Annotated in this window: 18 protein-coding genes and 1 CRISPR repeat array; of the genes, 16 read left to right on the top strand and 2 right to left on the bottom strand. The window is 62.1% G+C overall.

Translation table 11 applies throughout. The features are described 5' to 3' along the window. Nucleotides 1-147, bottom strand: a 147-nt coding sequence (locus tag V6M61_RS03965) for an acylphosphatase (protein ID WP_332775267.1), incomplete at its 3' end; no start/stop codon positions are given. 232 nt (nt 148-379) lie between these two features. After that, nucleotides 380-1,540, bottom strand: a complete 1,161-nt coding sequence (locus V6M61_RS03960) for a helix-turn-helix domain-containing protein (protein ID WP_332775266.1) — start codon at nt 1,538-1,540, stop codon at nt 380-382. A 183-nt stretch (nt 1,541-1,723) separates the two neighbouring features. Here V6M61_RS03960 and V6M61_RS03955 point away from each other — a divergent pair, with 183 nt between their 5' ends. From V6M61_RS03955 to cas2, 16 genes are all read left to right on the top strand, one after another. Continuing rightward, a complete protein-coding gene (locus V6M61_RS03955) occupies nt 1,724-2,194 on the top strand; it encodes a (2Fe-2S)-binding protein (protein WP_332775265.1) in 471 nt (156 codons plus the stop codon). Between the two features lie 13 nt (nt 2,195-2,207). Beyond that, the gene (locus V6M61_RS03950; protein WP_332775264.1) at nt 2,208-4,580 is read left to right on the top strand and encodes a xanthine dehydrogenase family protein molybdopterin-binding subunit; all 2,373 of its coding nucleotides are present in this window, start codon (nt 2,208-2,210) and stop codon (nt 4,578-4,580) included. Between the two features lie 76 nt (nt 4,581-4,656). After that, on the top strand, nt 4,657-5,448 hold the full coding sequence (locus tag V6M61_RS03945; protein ID WP_332775263.1) for an FAD binding domain-containing protein: 792 nt from the start codon (nt 4,657-4,659) through the stop codon (nt 5,446-5,448). Between the two features lie 190 nt (nt 5,449-5,638). Further along, nucleotides 5,639-6,556 carry an AAA family ATPase gene (locus V6M61_RS03940; protein ID WP_332775262.1) on the top strand — a complete coding sequence of 306 codons (918 nt, stop codon included), beginning with the start codon at nt 5,639-5,641 and terminating at the stop codon, nt 6,554-6,556. Between the two features lie 129 nt (nt 6,557-6,685). Then, a complete protein-coding gene (locus tag V6M61_RS03935; protein WP_332775261.1) occupies nt 6,686-7,879 on the top strand; it encodes a vWA domain-containing protein in 1,194 nt (397 codons plus the stop codon). 52 nt (nt 7,880-7,931) lie between these two features. After that, the gene (locus V6M61_RS03930) at nt 7,932-8,516 is read left to right on the top strand and encodes an SRPBCC family protein (protein ID WP_332775260.1); all 585 of its coding nucleotides are present in this window, start codon (nt 7,932-7,934) and stop codon (nt 8,514-8,516) included. 52 nt (nt 8,517-8,568) lie between these two features. Next, nucleotides 8,569-9,660 carry an XdhC family protein gene (locus V6M61_RS03925; RefSeq protein WP_332775259.1) on the top strand — a complete coding sequence of 364 codons (1,092 nt, stop codon included), beginning with the start codon at nt 8,569-8,571 and terminating at the stop codon, nt 9,658-9,660. A 117-nt stretch (nt 9,661-9,777) separates the two neighbouring features. Beyond that, entirely contained in the window at nt 9,778-10,755 is a 978-nt protein-coding gene (locus V6M61_RS03920; RefSeq protein ID WP_332775258.1) for a helix-turn-helix transcriptional regulator, read from the top strand. 46 nt (nt 10,756-10,801) lie between these two features. Then, nucleotides 10,802-13,111 carry a CRISPR-associated endonuclease Cas3'' gene (locus V6M61_RS03915; RefSeq protein ID WP_332775257.1) on the top strand — a complete coding sequence of 770 codons (2,310 nt, stop codon included), beginning with the start codon at nt 10,802-10,804 and terminating at the stop codon, nt 13,109-13,111. Next, on the top strand, nt 13,112-13,774 hold the full coding sequence (gene cas5c / locus V6M61_RS03910; RefSeq protein ID WP_332775256.1) for a type I-C CRISPR-associated protein Cas5c: 663 nt from the start codon (nt 13,112-13,114) through the stop codon (nt 13,772-13,774). It abuts the gene before it with no gap. Further along, a complete protein-coding gene (gene cas8c / locus V6M61_RS03905) occupies nt 13,771-15,546 on the top strand; it encodes a type I-C CRISPR-associated protein Cas8c/Csd1 (RefSeq protein WP_332775255.1) in 1,776 nt (591 codons plus the stop codon). The genes cas5c and cas8c overlap by 4 nt, the downstream gene beginning before the upstream one ends. Further along, nucleotides 15,543-16,532, top strand: a complete 990-nt coding sequence (gene cas7c, locus V6M61_RS03900) for a type I-C CRISPR-associated protein Cas7/Csd2 (RefSeq protein WP_332775254.1) — start codon at nt 15,543-15,545, stop codon at nt 16,530-16,532. Before cas8c ends, cas7c begins: the two co-directional genes overlap by 4 nt. Nucleotides 16,533-16,558: 26 nt before the next feature. Next, a complete protein-coding gene (locus tag V6M61_RS03895) occupies nt 16,559-17,416 on the top strand; it encodes a BRO family protein (RefSeq protein WP_332775253.1) in 858 nt (285 codons plus the stop codon). A gap of 33 nt (nt 17,417-17,449) precedes the next feature. Beyond that, on the top strand, nt 17,450-18,091 hold the full coding sequence (gene cas4, locus V6M61_RS03890; RefSeq protein WP_332775252.1) for a CRISPR-associated protein Cas4: 642 nt from the start codon (nt 17,450-17,452) through the stop codon (nt 18,089-18,091). An 18-nt stretch (nt 18,092-18,109) separates the two neighbouring features. Next, entirely contained in the window at nt 18,110-19,138 is a 1,029-nt protein-coding gene (gene cas1c, locus V6M61_RS03885; protein WP_332775251.1) for a type I-C CRISPR-associated endonuclease Cas1c, read from the top strand. 9 nt (nt 19,139-19,147) lie between these two features. Continuing rightward, nucleotides 19,148-19,438: a CRISPR-associated endonuclease Cas2 gene (gene cas2 / locus V6M61_RS03880; RefSeq protein WP_332775250.1), complete on the top strand. Its 291-nt coding sequence runs from the start codon at nt 19,148-19,150 to the stop codon at nt 19,436-19,438. Between the two features lie 224 nt (nt 19,439-19,662). Next, nucleotides 19,663-20,768: a CRISPR direct-repeat array (repeat unit 37 nt; unit sequence GGTTCGCCCGTCAGTGATGACGGGCGCGGATTGAAAC). Between the last annotated feature and the right edge of the window lie 33 nt (nt 20,769-20,801).

Below are 20,801 nucleotides of genomic sequence, written 5' to 3'. Positions count from 1 at the left end.
CTCGTCCATGCGGTTGCGGACCCAGCCGGTGATGCCCAGCGCCTGCGCGCGGTGCACGCAGGCTTCCCGATAGCCGATGCCTTGCACACGGCCACGTACCCGCACCAGCCAACTCTCAAGCGTTCCATCTGTGTCGCGAGAATCCATGCGCAACCCCTTGCATGTGGATGTACCTACGAGAACGTTTACTCAGCAGTCCGTAACGAGGCGACGCCAGCCATGCTGTCATTCTGAGCGCAGCGAAGAATCTTGCCAGCATACCGAGATCCTTCGCTGCGCTCAGGATGACAAGGTATGTCGCACTACTTTCGGACTGCTGAGTAATGAACTGGTTTTGCCGAATTCGCTATTAAATTGATAGCTACTTGCCAAATACTGATTAGGGCTGACGCGTATTTTTATTCCCAAGCTTCCGATAAACCGTCGCACGGCTAATGCCCAAGGCGCGCGCGGCCTGCATCACGTTGCCCTTGGCCTCATCCACGGCCTTGCGGATCAGGCTGATCTCCATGTCCTTGAGCGGCATGCGCTCATCGGCTGCATAGCCCGTGCGTGCCGTGGCTGGGCTGGTTTGCCCTTGGGCGAGCGCAAGGGCGTGCAGGCGCAGGCCTGACCACAACGGCACCTCCAGTGCTTCGGCGTCGCCAAACTTGTTGCGCCGCGCGGCGTCAAACAGCATGTCGTAGGGCAGGGCCAGCAGCTCGCTGACATGCGCAGGCGCCGCGCTGGGCGCCATGAGCTGCGGCACCATTTGCCGGGCCGCATGGTTGGCACCCGTCACCCAGCCGTCGGTGTCCAGGCAGATCAGCCCGTCGGTGTCTTCGCCCAGGGTGCGGCCCGGCCAGTTGAGGCGGACCAGCAGATGGTGCGGGCGCGTCAGGGTCAGCGCGTTTTCAATGTGGCGTGCCGACTGGGTCACCAGGTGCTTGAGCTCGGGGCGCTCCATGGTTTCCACGCCGGTGAGGTCCAGCATGCCGACACAGTCGCCGTCGGGGCCAAACAGGGGGGCGCCGGCGCAGCTGTAGACGCTGGTGTCTGCAAAAAAATGTTCGCCACGGTGCAGCCAGACGGGCTGGCGCTCGGCCAGCGCGGCGCCAATGGCGGTGGTGCCCACGCTGCGCTCTGACAGGTCGGTGCCAATGCGGGTGATCAGGTGTGCGCGCTGGTCGGTGTGGTCGATGGGGCCGTTCACGTCAATCACGGTGCCGCTGGCGTTGGTCAGGATGGCGAAGTAGCGGGTGTTGGCGATGGCGCGCCCCAATTGGTCGAGCACCGGTCTGGCCGCCTGTACCAGGCAGTGGTTGGCCTCTTCGGTGCGGCGCAAGGCCTGTGCCGGAATCATGTCGAAGGTGACGTGGTGTTCGGGCCGTTGGCCCATGGACAGGCAGCGCCGCCAGGAGCGTTCAATCCAGGCCCGCTCAAACCAGAAATCCACCAGGGTGTCGCCAAGCGTCTGCCCGCCTTCCATCATGACGGCGCGACGTGCCTGGTCGATCTGCTGCAGACGTCGCTCAGCGGCCGTTGTAAGTGCTTGTTTCATGTGGGTGGAGATGTAGCGGGACTGTAGCGGGACGTGCCAGTTGCAGATCATTCCACGCACATTGTTTCATTTTGAGAATTTCATGCCGTGAGCGCAAGCAAACTAGGGTTTCACCTAGGTAGACAAGGTGGGGGTAGCTCAACAATCAAATGCCCCACGAGCTACGAACAGGAGACACGCCCCATGAAAGTTGAACTCAAAGTCAACGGAAAAGCTGCGAGCGTTGACGTTGCCCCCAACACGCTGCTGGTGCATGCCCTGCGCGAGCATCTCAAGCTCACCGGCACGCATGTCGGCTGTGACACCGCCCAGTGCGGCGCCTGTACCGTCATCGTCAACGGCCGCGCCATCAAGTCATGCAACACGCTGGCCGTGCAGCACGGTGGCGCTGACATCACCACCATCGAAGGCCTGGCCCAGGCCGACGGCACCATGCACCCGATGCAGGCCGCCTTCAAGGAATGCCACGGCCTGCAGTGCGGCTTCTGCACCCCCGGCATGGTCATGAGCGCGGTGGACCTGTGCAAGCACAAGCCCAAGGCCAATGAGAGCGAAATCCGCGAGCTGCTCGAAGGCAACCTGTGCCGCTGCACGGGCTACCAGAACATCGTCAAGGCCGTGCAGCAGGGCCAGGCGGCCATGGCGTCGGCATAAAGGAGACACGATCATGGGTGCATCCGATTTCTCCAACCTGCCGCACATCGGCGAAGCGGTCAGGCGCAAGGAAGACTACCGCTTCCTCACCGGCGCCGGCAGCTACACCGACGACATCAACCTGGCCAACCAGAGCCACGCCGTGTTCGTGCGTTCGCCGCACGCGCATGCCGCGATCAAGCGCATCAATACCGCCAAGGCCGAGTCCATGCCGGGCGTGACCAAGGTCTTCACCGGCAAGGACGTGGAAGGCAAGATGGGCGGCCTGCCTTGCGGCTGGCTGATCACCTCTACCTCCGGCCAGCCGATGAAGGAGCCGCCGCACCCCATCCTGGCCCAAGGCAAGGTGCGCTACGTGGGCGACCATGTGGCCATGGTGGTGGCCGACACCATCGAGCAGGCGAAGAACGCCGCCGAAGCGGTGGAGGTGGATTACGACGTGCTGCCCGCCGTGGTGAGCGTCAGCGATGCGGCCAAGGCGACGGCCTTGCACGACATCGCGCCCGACAACCACTGCTATAAATGGGCCATTGGCGACAAGACGGCGGTGGATGCCGTGTTCGCCAAGGCCGCGCATGTGACCAGGCTTGATTTGGTCAACAACCGGCTGATTCCCAACGCCCTGGAGCCGCGCGCGGCCATAGGCTCTTACAACCGGGCCAACGACGAGTACACGCTGTACGTGGCCAACCAGAACCCGCACGTGGAACGCCTGCTGATGACGGCCTTTGTGCTGGGCCTGCCCGAGCACAAGGTGCGCGTGATCGCGCCTGACGTGGGCGGCGGCTTCGGCTCCAAGATCTTCCTGTATGCCGAAGACGTGTGCCTGACCTGGGCCGCCAAGCAGCTCAACTGCAGCATCAAGTGGACGGCCGAGCGCAGCGAGTCTTTCCTGAGCGACGCCCATGGCCGCGACCACGTGAGCCATGCCGAAATGGCGATGGACAGTCAAGGCAAGTTCCTCGCGCTGCGCGTGCACACCGACGCCAACCTGGGTGCTTACCTGTCCACCTTCTCCACGGCGGTGCCGACCATTCTCTACGCCACGCTGCTGGCAGGCCAGTACGCCACGCCGCAGATTTATGTGGAGGTGGACGCCTGGTTCACCAACACCGCGCCGGTCGATGCCTACCGTGGCGCCGGGCGACCCGAGGCGACCTACCTGCTGGAGCGCCTGGTCACGCGCTGCGCCTGGGAACTGGGGCTCTCGCAGGACGAAATCCGCAAGCGCAACTTCATCACCAGCTTCCCCTACCAGACACCGGTGGCGCTGCAGTACGATGTGGGCGACTACCACGCCTGCATGGACAAGGCCAGGGCGCTGGCCGATGTGGCGGGCTTCGACGCGCGCCGCAAGGCCAGCGAAGCCAGGGGCCTGAAGCGCGGCATCGGCTACAGCAGCTACATCGAGGCTTGCGGCATCGCGCCCAGCAACATCGCGGGCGCGCTCGGGGCCCGTGCCGGCCTGTTCGAGTGCGGCGAGGTGCGCGTGCACCCCACGGGCAGTGTGACGGTGTTCACCGGCTCGCACAGCCACGGCCAGGGGCACGAGACCACCTTTGCACAGGTGGTGGCGGCACGCCTGGGCATCGCGGTGGAGGCGGTGGATGTGGTGCACGGCGACACCGGCCGCGTGCCCTTCGGCATGGGCACCTATGGCTCGCGCTCGATCTCGGTCGGCGGCGCGGCCATCATGAAGGCGCTCGACAAGATCGAGACCAAGGCCAAGAAAATCGCCGCGCACTTGATGGAAGCCAGCGCCGCCGACGTGGAGTTTGCCAACGGCGAGTTCACCGTCAAGGGAACTGACAAGAAAGTCACCTTCGGCCAGGTGGCGCTCACGGCCTATGTACCGCACAACTACCCGCTGGACAAGCTGGAGCCGGGCCTGAACGAAACCGCGTTCTACGACCCGACCAACTTCACCTTCCCGGCCGGCACCTATATCTGCGAGGTGGAGGTGGACCCGGCCACCGGCGCGGTCAAGGTGGACCGCTTCACCGCGGTGGACGACTTCGGCACCATCATCAACCCGATGATCGTCGAAGGCCAGGTGCATGGCGGGCTGGTGCAGGGCATAGGCCAGGCGCTGCTGGAGAACTGCGTCTACGACAAGGACACGGGCCAGCTGCTCACCGGCAGCTTCATGGACTACGCCATGCCGCGCGCCGACGATTTCCCGCAGTTTAAGCTCGACACTGTCTGCACACCCTGCAGCCACAACCCGCTGGGCACCAAGGGCTGCGGCGAGGCGGGGGCGATTGGTTCGCCGCCGGCGGTGATCAACGCCGTGCTCGACGCGCTCAAACCGCTGGGCGTGAAAGACTTCGACATGCCGGCTTCGCCCAACCGCGTGTGGGAAGCCATTCAGGCTGCCAAAGCCTGACAGCATGAAACCTTGCGGGACAGACCGCAGGCTGCGAAGCAGACCAGCTCTGTCCTCAACTGATTAAGGACACACCATGTATACATTCACATTTGAGCGTCCCTCCACAACCGCCGAAGCGGCCAGGCTTGCGGCCTCCGGCGCCAAGCTGCTGGCCGGCGGCCAGACCCTGCTGGCCTCGATGAAGCTGCGCCTGTCCAGCCCCGAGACGCTGGTCGACCTCGGTGGCATCAAGGAGCTGGCCGGCATCAGGAAAGAAGGCAACGCGCTGGTGATAGGCGCGATGACGCGCCACGCCGACGTGGCCGCCAGCGCCGACGTGAAGGCCGCGATTCCTGCGCTGGCCGATCTCGCCGACCACATCGGCGACAGGCAGGTGCGCGCCATGGGCACGCTGGGCGGCGCTGTCGCCAACAACGATCCCGCCGCCGACTACCCGGCGGCCGTGCTTGCGCTGGGTGCCACGGTGCACACCACGCAGCGCAAGCTCGCGGCCGACGATTTCTTCCAGGGCATGTTTACCACCGCGCTCAACGACGGCGAGCTGATCACCGCGATCGGCTTCCCCAGCCCGAAGCGCGCCGCCTACATGAAGTTCAAGCAGCCGGCTTCGCGCTTTGCGCTGATCGGCGTGTTCGTGGCGCAGACCGATGGGGGTGTTCGGGTGGCCGTCACGGGTGGCGGCAACGGCGTGTTTCGCCACCAGGGGCTGGAAGATGCGCTGGGCAAGCGCTTCACGCCCGAGGCCGCGGCCGGCGTGAAGATCGACGCGAGCGAGCTCAGCAGCGACATCCATGCCTCGGCTGCCTACCGCGCCAACCTGGTCAGCGTGCTGGCGCAGCGTGCGGTGGCCAAGGCGCTGGAGTAGGAACCCACGCAGGAGTTGTCATTGCGGGCTTGACCCGCATCCATGGTGGCCGCAGAAGGTGCGCTCATTCTCAAAACCATGGATCCCGGGTCAAGCCCGGGATGACAAACCTTGAGCCCGGGATGACAGACCATTTGCGTGCGTTGGATTCCAAGCTTTGCTGTAATGGCGTATTGAACAACGGGATTACATGACCACACCCGCACATTCCCTTTCCTTCGCGGGCATCGACGCAGTCGTCCAGGCGCTACAGGGTGCCGGCTATTTTGCCGACCGCAGGCTGGCCACGGCCGTGTTTCTCGCGCTCAAGCTGCAGCGCCCGCTGCTGCTCGAGGGCGAGCCCGGCGTCGGCAAGACCGAGCTGGCCAAGGCACTGGCCCTGGCACTGCAGCGTGAGCTGCTGCGCTTGCAGTGCTACGACGGGCTGGAGCTGCGCGAGGCGCTGTACGAGTGGAACTACGCGGCCCAGCTGCTGCACATGCGCGCCGTGGAAGGCAAGGAGGATGCCGCCCAGGTCGAGCGCGAGGTGTATCAAGACCGCTACCTGATCCGCCGCCCGCTATTACAGGCCCTGCAGACGCCGGAGCCGGGCGCCGTGCTGCTGATCGACGAGGTGGACCGCGCCGACGAGCCCTTCGAGGCCTTCCTGCTCGAATACCTGGGCGAGTACCAGGTGAGCATTCCCGAGATCGGCACCGTGCGCGCCCATGCCACGCCGGTGACCATCCTCACCAGCAACCGCACGCGTGAACTCAACGACGCCGTCAAGCGCCGCTGCCTTTACCACTGGCTGGACTACCCCGAGCGCGAGCGCGAGCTGGCCATCGTACGCTCGCGCGTGCCGCAGGCCAGCGAGGCGCTGTCGCTGCAGGTGGCCCATTTCGTCGGCCGGCTGCGCAGCCAGCCCTTTGCCAATGCCTTCCAGCGCGCGCCCGGCATCGCCGAGAGCGTGGAATGGGCCAAGGCCCTGGTGGCACTGGACACGCTGGTGGTTGACCCCGAAGTGGTGGCCGACACGGCCGGCATTTTGTTCAAGCAGCGCGAGGACGTGGCGGCGCTCACGCGCGAGCTGGTCACTGAATTGCTCAAGCCCGAGGAGGTGGCTTGACCGTGCGCCCCCATCCCAGCCTTCCCCCAGAGGGTGAAGGAGCAAGGCGGCTCTTTCCCGGTCCTTTTTCTTCACTTCTGCGCTTGATTCCCTCTCCCTCTGGGAGAGGGTTAGGGTGAGGGCTCTCCCGTGCTTTTAGGCGACGCCCGCACCGGCAAGCTGGCCGACAACATCACCGGCTTCGGCCGCGCCTTGCGCCGCGCCGGTGTGCGCACGGACAGCGCACGCATCGCGCTGGCCGGCCAGGCGGCGATGCTGGTGGGCGTGGCGAGCAAGCCCGACCTGAGCGCCGCGCTGGAGGCCGTGATGGTCAGCCGCGAGCAGGACCGGCTGGTGTTCCGCGAGCTGTTCGACGTGTACTTCCGCAACCCTGAAGTCGCCAACAAGCTGCTGGCTCAAATGTTGCCCAGCGCCGAAGGCAAGGCCGAGCCGGGCAAACGTCGCCCGCGCGTGCGCGAGGCGCTGTCGCCGCAAAAAGCCTTAGGCCAGAGTCAGCCCAAACAAGAAGACCAGAAGGTGGATTTCGACGCCGCCATGACGGCCAGTGAGCTGCAGCGCCTCAAGCACGCCGACTTCAATGCCCTGGGGGCGGCTGAATACCGGCTGGTGGAACGGCTGGCCCGCGATATCGCACTGCCCATTCCCACGGTAACGGCGCGGCGCACACAGCCCGGTGCGCACGGCGCCCGCATGCACTGGCCGGGTGTGATGCGCCATGCGGCCCGCAGCGGTGGCGAGCTGATGCGGCTGCCGCGTTTGCAGCGGCGTGAGCACCCCTTGCCCTTGCTGGTGCTGGTGGATGTGTCGGGCTCGATGGAGCGCTACTCCCGTTTGCTACTGGCGTTTTTGCATGCAGCCACCCGCGGCAAAATGGGGCAGAAAGGGCGCTGCGATGTGTTTGCCTTTGGCACGCACCTGACGGATTTGACGCCAGCTTTCCGGCTGGCCGACAGCGATGCCATGCTGGCCGCCGCCAGTGTGGCCATTGAAGATTTTGCCGGTGGCACCCGGCTGGGTGAATCGCTGGCCACCTTGCGTGAGCAGCATGCACGGCGTCTGGTGGGGCGGCGCACGCTGGTGCTGCTTATCACCGACGGGCTGGATACCGGCGAGCCCGAAGCGCTGGCCCGCGAGCTGGCCTGGCTGCGCCGGCGCAGCCAGCGCGTGCTGTGGCTCAACCCGCTGCTGCGTTTTGACGGCTACGCCCCTCTTGCACAAGGCTCGGCCGTGCTGCATCGCCAGGCGCATGGCATGCTGGCTGTGCACAACCTGAGCAAGCTCCAGGAGTTGGCCGCCAGCCTGGCCGCGATTTTGCGGCGCTGACTCCGAATCCTCAATGAGCAGATTTTCAAATGACTGAAACCCAAGGAAACACATGGACATGCAAGGAAACCGCCAGCTGGCGGTGACACAACAACAGGCCTGGGACGCCCTGAACGACCCCGAGGTGCTCAAGCGCTGCATTCCGGGCTGCGACAAGGTCCAGGCGGATGGCGACAACCGGTATGCCATTGGCATGGCACTGAAAATCGGTCCGGTGGCGGCCAAATTCAACGGCAAGATTCTGCTCAGCGACATCAACCCTCCCAGCAGCTACAAGCTGGGCTTTGACGGGCAGGGCGGTGTGGCCGGCTTTGGCAAGGGCAGCGCGCAAGTCACGCTGGCGCCCAACGACGAAGGCTGTGAGCTGGGCTACACAGTCAATGCGCAGGTGGGGGGCAAGATTGCCCAGCTGGGCCAGCGTCTGATCGATGGAGCGGCCAAGAACCTGGCAGAAGACTTTTTCAAGCGCTTCGACGAAGAAATGCAGCGCCAGCACCCCGAGAACTATGCCGCAAAAGTGGTCATGGGCGATTCGGAGGCAGAAGCCGAGACCAGCGCGCAGAATTCAGGCGTCCCGGTGTGGGTCTGGGTTGCAGGAGGCATCGTGCTGGCGGCTGCGGCATGGTGGCTGCGTTAGGCAAATTGCCAGAACCGCCAACCTTCAAACTGGCAGAGGTACACAGGCAAGCATGGAAAATCTTGACGTGATGGTTCTGCGCACGCTGCGCGACTGGCGGCAGGCCGGCCAGCGCGCGCTGCTGGCCACGGTGGTGCGCACCTGGGGCTCGTCGCCGCGGCCCATCGGCTCGATCATGGCCTTGTGCGAAGACGGCGCGGTGGTCGGTTCGGTCTCGGGCGGCTGCATTGAAGACGATTTGATCTACCGCTTCACCCAGGCCTACGCATCAGGACAGACACAGGCGTCTGGTAAAGAGCCCGGCCACCAGATTCCCTGCGGCGCGCCCGGCTTTGTGAAGTACGGGGTGACCGCCGACGAGGCCCACCGCTTCGGCCTGCCCTGCGGCGGCACGCTGGAGCTGCTGCTCGAATACGACCCCGACGCCGCGAGCCTGGCCGAACTGGTGCGCGCACTCGAGGCCGGCCAACTGATGCAGCGCAGCGTGCGCCTCGCCGACGGCGCGGTCACGCTCAGCGAAGCGATGGCGCCGGCCGAGCTGGCCGTGTCCGACATCACGCTGGCCAACACCTTTGGCCCGGAGTACCGCATGTTGCTGATAGGCGCCGGCCAGCTTACCGAGTACCTGGCGACGATGGCGCTGTTCAGCGGCTTTGCCGTGACGGTTTGCGACCCGCGCGAGGAGTACCGCGGCGCCTGGTCGGTGCCCGGCGCCGCGGTGGTGAGTGACATGCCCGACGACGTGGTGCTGGCTTTCAAGCCCGACCGCCGCAGCTGCGTGGTCGCCCTCACGCACGATCCCAAACTCGACGACCTGGCCCTGCTGGAAGCGCTCAAGACCGAGGCCTTTTACGTCGGCGCCATCGGCAGCCGCCGCAACAACGAGGCGCGGCACCAGCGCATGATCGAGCACTTCGAGCAGACCGAAGAATCGTTGGCCCGTCTGCGCGGCCCCATCGGCATCTACATCGGCAGCAAGACGCCGCCTGAAATCGCGGTCAGCGTCATGGCCGAGATCCTGGCAGTGAAGAACGGCGTGAGCCTGCCGCGCGACATGGGCGTGGCGCAGGCGAAAGACGAACGTGCTGTGTTGGGCAACGACGCGGGCGATCTGGTGTGTGGGGTGGCGCGGTCTCCACATTGACGCGCGGAGATCGCAGGGTTTGATGCAAAATCGGCCTCTGCCCCTTGTTTAATTGGCGCAAGCAGCTATAAAAAAAGTAGCAAAAATGGCTGCCAATAAGAGAATAAGGGGCGGTAGATGGATCGAACCGAGCGTTTCTACAAAATTGAAAAGTTGTTGCGCCAGCGCAAACTGGCCAGCTTTGCCGCCTTGCAGGCCGAGCTGGAAGTGTCCCGGTCCACCCTCAAGCGCGATCTCGATTACCTGCGCACGCGGCTGAATGCTCCCATTGAATGGAACCGAGAGGCCGGAGGCTACCGGTTTGCGGAGACTGCCGGGTTGGCCGACCTTGCACATGAACTGCCCGGCCTGTGGTTCTCGTCCAGCGAAATCCATGCGCTGCTGACCATGCAGCACCTGCTGGCCGGGCTGGACACCGGCGGCTTGCTCACGCCCCATGTGGCCCCCTTGATGGACCGGCTGAACGCCTTGCTGGGCAGCACCAACAACGACGCGCAGGAAGTGCGCCGCCGGGTGCGCATCATTGCGCTGGCCAATCGCCCGGCGCGGCCCGGCCACTTTCAAACCGTGGGCTCTGCTCTGCTGCAGCGCAAGCGTCTGGGTATCACCTACTCCGCGCGCGGCAGCGGCCAAGTCACCGAGCGCGAAGTGTCACCCCTGCGGCTGGTGCACTACCGCGAGAACTGGTACCTCGACGCCTGGTGCCACCTGCGCCGCGGCCTGCGCAACTTTGCGCTTGATGCCATCAGCCAGGCCCACCTGCTGGAGCGCCCAGCCAAAGAGGTGAACGACGCCACGCTGGACGAGACCTTCGCACCCAGCTACGGCATCTTCTCAGGCGGGCCGGTGCAGTGGGCACACCTGCACTTCACGCCCGAGCGCGCCCGCTGGGTAGCGCACGAGCAATGGCACCCGCAGCAGCAGGGCCAACTGCAGGCCGACGGCAGCTACCTGCTGCGCCTTCCCTACGCCGACCACCGCGAACTGGTCATGGACATCCTGAAACACGGCGCGCACTGCGAAGTGCTGGGGCCGGGGAGCTTGCGGCAGGCGGTGGGGGACGAGGTGGGGAAGATGGGGGAGAAATATTCATGAAGGATGGGGCAGGGTCATCTGGTGGGCCTGTGCAAGGTTAAGCTTCGTGCACATAAAAAGTTTTCAGGGAAAAATGATCGTGTCGGACCCATTGGCTCACTCTGGCGGGCACTTGTTGGTAGCGCATCTGCAGTCTGTGGCTGGCATCGCCGCTGATTTTTCTGAAGTGTTTGAACCAGTAGTCGCTACCCAACGCTGGGCATATCTGGCCGGGCTTTGGCATGACTTGGGTAAGTACCGACCCGGATTCCAGCGTTACCTCTCGCAATCAGACGACCCGGATGCCCACATTGAAGGCAAGGTGGGTGGACGCGAAAAAACGCACTCTGCAGCTGGAGCCTTGTGGGCCATGCGAAAGCTTGGTGAAGCGCACGGGCCGAACGGAGCTCTGTCCGCACGTGTTCTGGCTTACCTCATCGCCAGCCATCACGCAGGCTTATATGACTGGGATGGCGGGCTGAAAGAAAGGTTGGATGAAGCCGATTGCCAGACCGAACTGGCAGAAGCCCTTGCGGCGCACCCGCCTGAAAGCATTCTCAATCACGGTGATTTTGTTCCCGACCTGCGCCAGATTCCCGGCGGGTCTGCTGGGTTCGCGCTGTGGGTTCGGTTGCTGTTTTCTTGTCTGGTGGATGCCGATTTTCTGGATACGGAAGCGCACTTTGATGCAGGCAAACCCGCCAGGCGCGAAGGCTTCCCGACGCTGGATCAAATGTTGATCGCTTTCGATTCCCACATGACCGTCAAGGCCTTGACCGCTGATGACACGCCCGTGAACGCCTTGCGTGCCGATATCTTGCGTCAGTGCCGTGAGAAATCGGTGTTGCCCCCTGGCTTCTTTTCACTCACCGTGCCCACTGGGGGCGGCAAGACTTTGTCTAGTCTGGCGTTCGCGCTGAAGCATGCCCGGGAACATGGCAAACGCCGCGTGATCTACGCCATTCCCTACACCAGCATCATCGAGCAGACGGCAGACGTGTTTCGCGGCGTGTTCAAGGCACTGGGCGATGAAGTGCTGATTGAGCATCACAGCCAGGCCGATGCCGCCGAAAAAGACGAGACCGCCCGCAGCCGCCTGGCCTGCGAAAACTGGGATGCGCCGCTGGTCGTCACCACCAATGTTCAGTTGTTCGAGTCACTATTTGCCGCCAAAACCTCGCGCTGCCGCAAGCTGCACAACCTGGTGGGTAGCGTGATCGTGCTGGACGAAGCGCAGCAGCTACCACCTGAGTTTTTGCAGCCCATCCTGGATACGCTGAATCTGCTGGTGAAGCATTACGGCGTGACCGTGGTGCTGTGCACCGCCACACAGCCTGCGCTGAATACGACCGACTATTTTGACGCCAGTAAAAACCTGCGTGGCCTGGACCAAGTGCGCGAGATCATCGACGACCCCGATGCGCTGTTTGATGCGCTCAAACGCGTGGATGTGGAACTGCCCAAAGACTTTCAAGCACCGACGCCCTGGGCTGACATTGCCACGCAGCTTGACACCGAAGACTGCGTGCTCGCCATTGTTGGCACCCGCAAGGCCGCCCGCGAGTTGCAGCGCTTGTTGCCTTTTGGCACCCTGCATTTGTCAGCCCTCATGTGCGGCGCGCACCGAAAAACCGTGATTGACCAGATCAAGGTGCGGCTCAAAGCCAAGCGTGAAGGGCAAGACCTGCAGCCGTTGCGCGTGGTCAGCACGCAATTGGTCGAGGCCGGAGTGGATATTGATTTTCCAGTCGTCTATCGCGCTTTGGCCGGGTTGGACTCCCTCGCGCAGGCGGCAGGTCGCTGCAATCGGGAAGGGCGATTGGATGGGCGGGGCCGAGTCGTGGTCTTCGTGCCACCTGAGCGTCCGCCGATGGGTCACTTGCGAAAAGGCGCTGATGCCTGCGTCAGTACCTTGCATGACAACCGGGCTGACCCACTGGCCCGCCCATTGTTTGCCACGTACTTCAGGCAGTTCTATCACTCTGTCAATCTGGACGGCAAAGGCGTGGGCCAGCTGCTTACCGTGGAACCAAAGACGCTGGGAGTGCAGTTCCGATCTGCTGCTGAGGCATTCCGTCTGATTGACGACCAAGACTCGGCCACGGTCGTGGCTCGCTATGCGGAACATCGCGAGGAGATTGAAAAACTGCTCGGGATGCTTGCCGCGGAAGGCCCAGCGCGTTGGCTCATGCGAAAGCTTCAGCGCTACACCGTCAGTATCCACAAGCGTGTGGCTGACAAGATGCTCGCGCAGGGCAGTTTGACGCTGCCCATGCCGGGGCTTTATGTGCAACAGGATGTCGATGGGTTGTACCACCCTTTATTGGGTCTGCAAATAGAAGACGTTCCCTTTAACCCCTCTGGTTTGGTGACTTGAATGACCTCCTCAAAATCTTTTTGTCTCGAAGTTTCTGGCCCGTTCGCCTGCTTCACCCGCCCGGAAATGAAGGTCGAGCGTGTCTCGTATGACGTGATGACGCCCTCTTCCGCGCGTGCCGTGTTTGAGTCCGTGTTGTGGAAGCCTGCCATCCGATGGCGGGTGCATCGCATTGAAGTGCTCAAACCCATCCGCTGGATCAACTTGCGGCGCAATGAGGTCAGCGCCGTGGTGTCCACCCGCAATGTGCAGCAGGCGATGGCGGCGGGTAGCGGCACGTTGGGCTTGTACATTGAGGACGAACGTCAACAACGCGCAGGCTACTTCCTGCGCGACGTGGCCTATCGCATTCATGCCGACTTGTCGCTGGCACCGGGCAGCGCCGAGCCCTTGATGAAATACACCGAAATGTTCACCCGCCGCGCCAGCAAAGGGCAGTGCGTGAATCAACCGTATCTAGGCTGTCGCGAGTTTGCCGCTGACTTCCGTTTGGTGGCGCAAGACGCACCGCCCGCCACTCCCATAGATGAAAGCCGGGACCTAGGTTGGATGCTGCACGACCTTGACTTCACCCACCCCTCCGACCCTCAGCCGCGCTTTTTTAACGCTAAGCTGGTGAATGGCGTGGTGCAGGTTCCCCCTTTTGAGGAGGCACGCGGATGATTTTGCAAACACTCACCGACTACTACCGCCGAAAGTGCGACGACCCCGATCCGGCGCAGCGTCTGCCCATGTTCGGACTGGAACAAAAAGAAATTCCCTTCCTGCTGGAGATCAATGCGCAGGGTGAATTGCTGCAATTGCGCGACACCCGTGAACTGCAAGGCAAAAAGAAAGTGGCCCGCATTTTTCGGGTTCCGCTGGGGATCAAAAAGACCTCCGGCGTGGCCGCCAATTTGTTGTGGGACACGCTGGAATACGTGCTTGGCGTGGACACCAAGGGCAAGCCCGAGCGCGTGGCCGAGCAGCACGCCGCGTTCCGCGCACGCATTGCTGCCTTGCCAGCCGCAGCCCTTGAGGATGCAGGCATTCAGGCGGTGACGCGCTTTCTGGAGCGGATCGACTTGGCGTTATTGGAGCGCCAGCCCGCCTGGCCGGATGCACTGGAAAGCAATGCGGTGCTGAGCTTTCGGCTGCAAGGTGACCTTGATCTGGTGTGCCAGCGCCCAGCCGTGGTCGACGCCGCGTTGAATGTCCCGACTGACACCGATGCGCGCCAAGCGATGTGCTTGGTGACTGGCGAGCAGGCCCCGGTAGAGCGCTTGCACGCCTCCATCAAAGGGGTGTGGGGCGCGCAGACTTCGGGGGCCAATATCGTCTCGTTCAATGCGCGTGCTTTTGAGTCTTATGGCAAGACCGAGCGCCAGGGTGAAAACGCCCCGGTCAGCCGCGCCGCCGCCTTTGCCTACACCACAGCGCTGAACCACTTGCTGCGCAAAGACTCACCCCAGCGCATCCAGGTGGGGGATGCCTCCACCGTGTTTTGGGCTGAAAGGCAGGATGCGTTCGAGAGCATTTTTGGCGACATCTTCAAAGACAATCCGGACGAGAGCGTACCCGCTGTGCATGCGCTGCTAGATGCGGTGAACAGTGGCAAATGGGGCAGTTCCGATGAGAACACGCGTTTTTATGTCTTGGGGCTGGCGCCCAATGCGGCGCGCATCAGCATTCGCTTTTACCACTGCGTGACCTTGCGCGAACTGGGAGTGCGTATTGCCCAGCACTTTGAAGACCTGTCGCTGGCACGGGGCCCCCATGATCCGCAATACCCCTCGCTGTTTCGCTTGCTGGCAGCGGTGGCTGTGCAAAACAAGGCCGACAACATTCCCCCTAACTTGGGCGGTGCCATCGTGGATGCCATCTTTGCCGGGGTGAACACGCCCTACCCCAGTCTGTGGCTCAACGCTGCGGTGGGGCGCTGCCGGGCCGAGCAAAACGTCAATTACCTGCGTGCTGCGGCCATCAAGGCGTGCCTCAGACGCCAGATGCGGCACGCCCAGCTTTCATCGCCTAACCCATCCCTAGAACAGGAGTTTTTGCCCATGCTTGATCTCAGCAATCTCAACCCGGCATACCGTCTGGGGCGGCTATTTGCCGTGCTGGAAAAAATCCAGGAAGAAGCCAGCCCTGGCCTCAACGCCACCATTCGTGATCGTTATTACGGTGCAGCATCCAGCACCCCGGTGGCGGTGTTCACCACCTTGCTACGCCTGAAAAACGCCCACCTCAAAAAACTGACGGTGGGGCGCACCACCGCGTTTGAGAAATTGCTGGGTGAGGTGCTTGGCCCCGTAACCGACTTTCCCAAACATTTACCGCTGCCCGATCAAGGCCGTTTCGCACTGGGCTATTACCACCAGCGGCAAAACTTCTTTAGCAAAAAATCTGACACCACCACTAACGTAACCTCGACCACGGAAGGAACCCCAGCATGAACCTCGCTAACCGCTACGACTTCGTTCTCATTTTTGATGTCAAAGACGGCAACCCCAACGGCGACCCGGACGCAGGCAACATGCCGCGTCTGGATGCTGAGTCCGGCCATGGTTTGGTCACCGATGTATCTCTCAAGCGCAAGGTGCGCAACTTCGTCGGGCTGGTCAAAGAACAAGACGACCGCGCTCCAGTGGACGGCGAAAAGCGCTTTGAAATCTATGTGCGCGAAAAAGCCATTTTGAACCATCAAAATCAGCGCGCCTACGCAGCATTGAACCTGGATGCAGTAGAAGCACTTGCTGAAGGTGACGCCCCCGTCGCGGTAGAAGACGCTGATGCAAAGAAGAAAAAACCCACCAAAGAGAAGCGCAAAGGCAGTGCCGATGAGGTCGGACAGGCGCGCAAATGGATGTGCCAAAACTTCTTTGACGTGCGTACTTTTGGCGCAGTCATGTCCACCGGTGTGAACTGCGGTCAAGTACGCGGCCCGGTGCAACTCACCTTTGCTCGCTCGGTCGAGCCGATAGTCGCGCTGGAGCACTCCATAACCCGGATGGCCGTTGCCACCGAGGCTGAAGCAGAAAAGCAACAGGGCGACAACCGCACCATGGGCCGCAAGCACACCGTGCCGTATGGCGTGTATGTGGCCCATGGCTTTGTTTCATCCTTCCTCGCCAAACAGACCGGGTTTGGTAACGATGACCTTGAGCTTGTCTTCCAGGCACTTGCACAAATGTTCGAGCATGACCGCTCTGCTGCTCGCGGCGAAATGTCCACACGCGGGCTGTATGTGTTCAAACACGACAGCGAACTGGGCAATGCCCCGGCGCACGCCTTGTTTGACCGCCTGCAAGTCAAGCCTAAAGAAGAGGGCGCAGTCGCCCGCAGCTTCGACGGGTACTCTGTGATGTTTGATGATCAAAGCTTGTCTGTTGGGCAGTCAGTCCAGCCTGCGCCAGGCGTAACCTTGACAAGACACTGCTGAGTTCGACGTGTTGAAAGGAACCGGCAATGAAAATCTTGCCCACGGAATTTGACGGTCAAACAATCCGTCGCATATATGACGAGACGACGGAAATCTGGTGGTTTTCGATCATCGACGTGGTGCAGGTGTTAACGCAGCAGTCCGATGACTTGACCGCCCGAAAGTACTGGAACCAACTCAAACGCCGCCTTAACAAAGAGGGCAGTGAACTGGTGACAAACTGTCACCAGTTGAAGATGATCGCCGCTGACGGCAAGCACAGGCTCACCGACGTGGCCACCGCCGAAACCCTGCTGCGCCTGGTGCAGTCCGTCCCCAGCCCCAAGGCCGAGCCCATCAAACTCTGGCTCGCCAAGGTAGGCTATGAGCGCATGCAAGAGATGGCCGATCCGGCCCTGTCGCTGGACCGAGCACGTCAGACCTGGCAGCAACATGGGCGAAGCGACAAGTGGATTCAGCAACGCATGACCGGGCAGGAAACGCGCAACAAGCTCACCGACTACTGGCGCGGCCACGACATCAAGGAAGGCAGTGAGTTTGCCATCCTGACTAACATCATTCATCAGGAGTGGTCCGGGGTGAGTGTCAATGAACACAAGGGGATGAAGGGCCTGAAAAGTCAGAATCTGCGCGACCACATGAGCGAGGCGGAACTGATTTTCACGGCGTTGGCCGAGCTGTCCACGCGGCAGATCGCGGAAAATGTGGATGCCACCGGCATGCAGCAAAACAAGACTGCGGCCAAGGCTGGGGGCCGCATCGCCCGTCAGGCTCGCAATCAGCTGGAAAGCCAGACCGGGAAGTCGGTGGTGTCGGGTAGCAATTACCTGCCACCGGCTGCCAAAAATATCAAAAAGGCTTTGAAGGCATCGCGCAAAGCGTAAGGCGCTACGACGTTGGAATCAGGTTGAATCCACGTGGCAACCGAGCTTGAACAAATCCCCCTGTCTGCCCTGCAGCATTGGCACTACTGCCCACGCCAATGCGGCTTGATTCATCTGGAGCAGGCGTTTGACGAAAACGTCCACACCCTGCGCGGCCAGGCGGTGCATGCCAAGGTGGACAAGCCCGGCGTGGAAACCGCCAAGGGTCTGCGGGTGGAGCGGGCCTTACCTTTGTGGCATGACGCTTTGGGCTTGGTGGGCAAGGCCGATGTAGTGGAGTTCTCGGCCAGCGGCGTGCCTTACCCGGTGGAATACAAGCATGGCAGCCGCCACAAGGCGGCCGACATTGCAGCGTGTGACGACATTCAGCTTGCGGCGCAGGCGATGTGTCTGGAGGCAATGACGGGCCATGCCGTCACCGAAGGAGCGATTTTCTACGCGACTTCCAAGCGGCGGCGCGTGGTGCCCATTACGGCGCAACTGCGTGCACAAGTGGAACAAACGGTACAGGCCATCCGCCAGATGTTTGCCACAGCCTCTTTGCCCCCTGTGCTGGAGGCCGATCAAGCGGCCAAGCGTTGCAAGGCCTGCTCGCTGATTGAGCGTTGCCAGCCCCAAGCCACGCGTGCAGACTTTTCCGCCGCTCGCGTCGCCCTGTTTGACCCCGACGCGTAGCCCATTTTTTGGATAGCCATGCAACTGCTCAACACTCTCTACATCACCACGCCAGAAACCTATCTTCGGCTCGACAATGACACCTTGCGCGTGGAAGTGGAGCGCGAAACCCGGCTGCGTGTACCCCTGCACCATTTGACTGCGGTGGTGTGCTTCGGACATATCAACCTGTCAGCCTCGTTAATGCACCGGTTGGCAGACGAGGGCATTGCCCTGGTATTGCTGAACGACAACGGGCGCTTCAAGGCCCGGCTGGAAGGGGCTGTTTCAGGCAATGTGTTGCTGCGCCAGGCCCAGTTTCAGCGCGCGGCAGACTCGGCGTTTGCGCTTGACATGGCGCGTGCCTGCGTGGCGGGAAAAATCAAGAACACCCGACAAGTGCTGCAACGCGGAGCACGTGAAGCCAAGACCGAAGACGAGGTCAAGTCACTTACCCGGCTGGCCGACGACTTGGCCGCTAGCTTGCGCGCGCTTCCCACGGCGGCAGACTTGGATACCTTGCGCGGGGTGGAGGGTGAAGCGGCACGCCAATACTTTAGCGGGCTCAACTTGCTGGTGCGTGCTGACCAGCGCAACGCCTTCCGCATGGATGGGCGTAGCCGCCGCCCGCCTCGTGACCGTTTCAACGCACTGCTGTCATTTCTGTATGCCATGTGGATGAACGATTGCCGCTCCGCGCTGGAGGCTGCGGGGCTTGATCCGCAAGTCGGGTTCTTGCACGCGCTGCGCCCAGGCCGGGCCGCGCTCGCGCTGGACTTGATGGAAGAATTCCGTCCTTGGGCAGACCGGCTGGCGTTGACGCTTATCAATCGGGGCCAACTCGCAGCGGATGATTTCGCGTTGCGTGAGGGTGGCGGCGTTTCTCTGGAAGTTGACGCGCGCAAGGCCGTGGTGGTGGCTTATCAAGAGAGAAAGCAAGAAGAACTCAACCATCCTCTGCTGGCACAGACGGTGCCCTTGGGCCTTGTGCCCCTGGTGCAGGCGCGCTTGCTGGCCCGCGCCATGCGCGATGAGGGAGCACCCTATGTGCCCTTTGTGGCGAAGTAGGGACTGACCATGTTGGTGCTGGTGTGCTACGACGTGAGTACCGAAACCAAGGCGGGCCGCCGTCGCTTGCGCCGCGTCGCGCGCGTGTGCGAAAGCACGGGCCAACGTGTGCAGAAGTCGGTGTTTGAATGCCAGGTGGATGTGGCGCAGTTTGAAACGCTGGAGCGCAAACTGCTGGAGGAAATCGATCCGCAACAGGATTGTCTGCGCCTGTATCGGATGCCTGAGACGCGCGGGTTCGAAGCGCGTGAGCACGGCGCCTTCAATGCGGTGGACTTCGACGGCCCACTGGTGCTTTGATGCATTTCCAGGTTTCACGGCAGGCCTGACTGTGCTAATGTCGTTACTGCGAACCCCAAGTGATTGTCTTTTTCCTATAGGGTTCGCGCGCTACGCAAGCCATTGATTCAAATGAACTTTTCTGCATCACCTCATGCAAGCTCTCGCAGTAATTTGCGGGTGTGCGGTGAGGTTCGCGCAAATGCCCGGAAAATCGTTTGTTCACAATACTTTGGCCGCGAAGCGGTTCGCCCGTCAGTGATGACGGGCGCGGATTGAAACGATCATGAGCTTGCGGTGGCCTAGCATGTCGCCGGGTTCGCCCGTCAGTGATGACGGGCGCGGATTGAAACCCCACAGGCTCGCGTCAATCCACTGGGTGCCGCGGTTCGCCCGTCAGTGATGACGGGCGCGGATTGAAACAATTTGCGCAACCGCCACGTCCACATCGGTAATCGGTTCGCCCGTCAGTGATGACGGGCGCGGATTGAAACATTTGTTCTGGCTTTGGATGGGCTGGCTCGAATAGGTTCGCCCGTCAGTGATGACGGGCGCGGATTGAAACAGGGGATAAACGGTATTTACATACACGCTCAAACGGGTTCGCCCGTCAGTGATGACGGGCGCGGATTGAAACAGGGTGGACAAGGCGGAATATCAATTTCATCAAAGGTTCGCCCGTCAGTGATGACGGGCGCGGATTGAAACCCGACGGTCCCCAGTTAACTGTAGCAGTTGATGTACGGTTCGCCCGTCAGTGATGACGGGCGCGGATTGAAACACTGGTACAAATGGCACCGTTGCGCCGTCTGGATGGTTCGCCCGTCAGTGATGACGGGCGCGGATTGAAACACCATGTTTGTCAAACCAGCGGCCGGCCTCAGCGGGTTCGCCCGTCAGTGATGACGGGCGCGGATTGAAACATGAAAATATGTAACCACCAGGAGCAAACATGGAGGTTCGCCCGTCAGTGATGACGGGCGCGGATTGAAACAGCCGTGGCGGCGTACAGGTCCAGCAGCGTGCTGCGGTTCGCCCGTCAGTGATGACGGGCGCGGATTGAAACGCGAACATCACCGCGGGTTACGCACCGCTGGCATGGGTTCGCCCGTCAGTGATGACGGGCGCGGATTGAAACATGAACACTCTGCTGCAGTCAAACGTCCACGTTAGGTTCGCCCGTCAGTGATGACGGGCGCGGATTGAAACAACCCGGTGGCCGCCGTGCCGCGTGACCAGCGCGGGTTCGCCCGTCAGTGATGACGGGCGCGGATTGAAACAATGTCGCGTCCGTGTCGAGGATAGGCCCTGGCCGGTTCGCCCGTCAGTGATGACGGGCGCGGATTGAAACACGCCAAGCGTTGGCACCACCAGCATGGCCATC

Source organism: Polaromonas sp. (assembly GCF_036676035.1).
Taxonomy (GTDB): Bacteria; Pseudomonadota; Gammaproteobacteria; order Burkholderiales; family Burkholderiaceae_C; genus Polaromonas.
This window is presented reverse-complemented; position numbering and strand designations above follow the sequence as displayed.

What these genes read in the sequence shown, in the direction of transcription:
- V6M61_RS03955 (WP_332775265.1), top strand. Translation starts at nt 1,724, where the DNA reads ATGAAAGTTGAACTCAAAGTCAACGGAAAAGCTGCGAGCGTTGACGTT.
- V6M61_RS03940 (WP_332775262.1), top strand. Translation starts at nt 5,639, where the DNA reads ATGACCACACCCGCACATTCCCTTTCCTTCGCGGGCATCGACGCAGTC.
- V6M61_RS03950 (WP_332775264.1), top strand. Translation starts at nt 2,208, where the DNA reads ATGGGTGCATCCGATTTCTCCAACCTGCCGCACATCGGCGAAGCGGTC.
- V6M61_RS03945 (WP_332775263.1), top strand. Translation starts at nt 4,657, where the DNA reads ATGTATACATTCACATTTGAGCGTCCCTCCACAACCGCCGAAGCGGCC.
- cas5c (WP_332775256.1), top strand. Translation starts at nt 13,112, where the DNA reads ATGACCTCCTCAAAATCTTTTTGTCTCGAAGTTTCTGGCCCGTTCGCC.
- cas7c (WP_332775254.1), top strand. Translation starts at nt 15,543, where the DNA reads ATGAACCTCGCTAACCGCTACGACTTCGTTCTCATTTTTGATGTCAAA.
- V6M61_RS03930 (WP_332775260.1), top strand. Translation starts at nt 7,932, where the DNA reads ATGGACATGCAAGGAAACCGCCAGCTGGCGGTGACACAACAACAGGCC.
- V6M61_RS03960 (WP_332775266.1), bottom strand. Translation starts at nt 1,540, where the DNA reads ATGAAACAAGCACTTACAACGGCCGCTGAGCGACGTCTGCAGCAGATC.
- cas2 (WP_332775250.1), top strand. Translation starts at nt 19,148, where the DNA reads ATGTTGGTGCTGGTGTGCTACGACGTGAGTACCGAAACCAAGGCGGGC.
- V6M61_RS03895 (WP_332775253.1), top strand. Translation starts at nt 16,559, where the DNA reads ATGAAAATCTTGCCCACGGAATTTGACGGTCAAACAATCCGTCGCATA.
- cas1c (WP_332775251.1), top strand. Translation starts at nt 18,110, where the DNA reads ATGCAACTGCTCAACACTCTCTACATCACCACGCCAGAAACCTATCTT.
- V6M61_RS03925 (WP_332775259.1), top strand. Translation starts at nt 8,569, where the DNA reads ATGGAAAATCTTGACGTGATGGTTCTGCGCACGCTGCGCGACTGGCGG.
- cas8c (WP_332775255.1), top strand. Translation starts at nt 13,771, where the DNA reads ATGATTTTGCAAACACTCACCGACTACTACCGCCGAAAGTGCGACGAC.
- V6M61_RS03920 (WP_332775258.1), top strand. Translation starts at nt 9,778, where the DNA reads ATGGATCGAACCGAGCGTTTCTACAAAATTGAAAAGTTGTTGCGCCAG.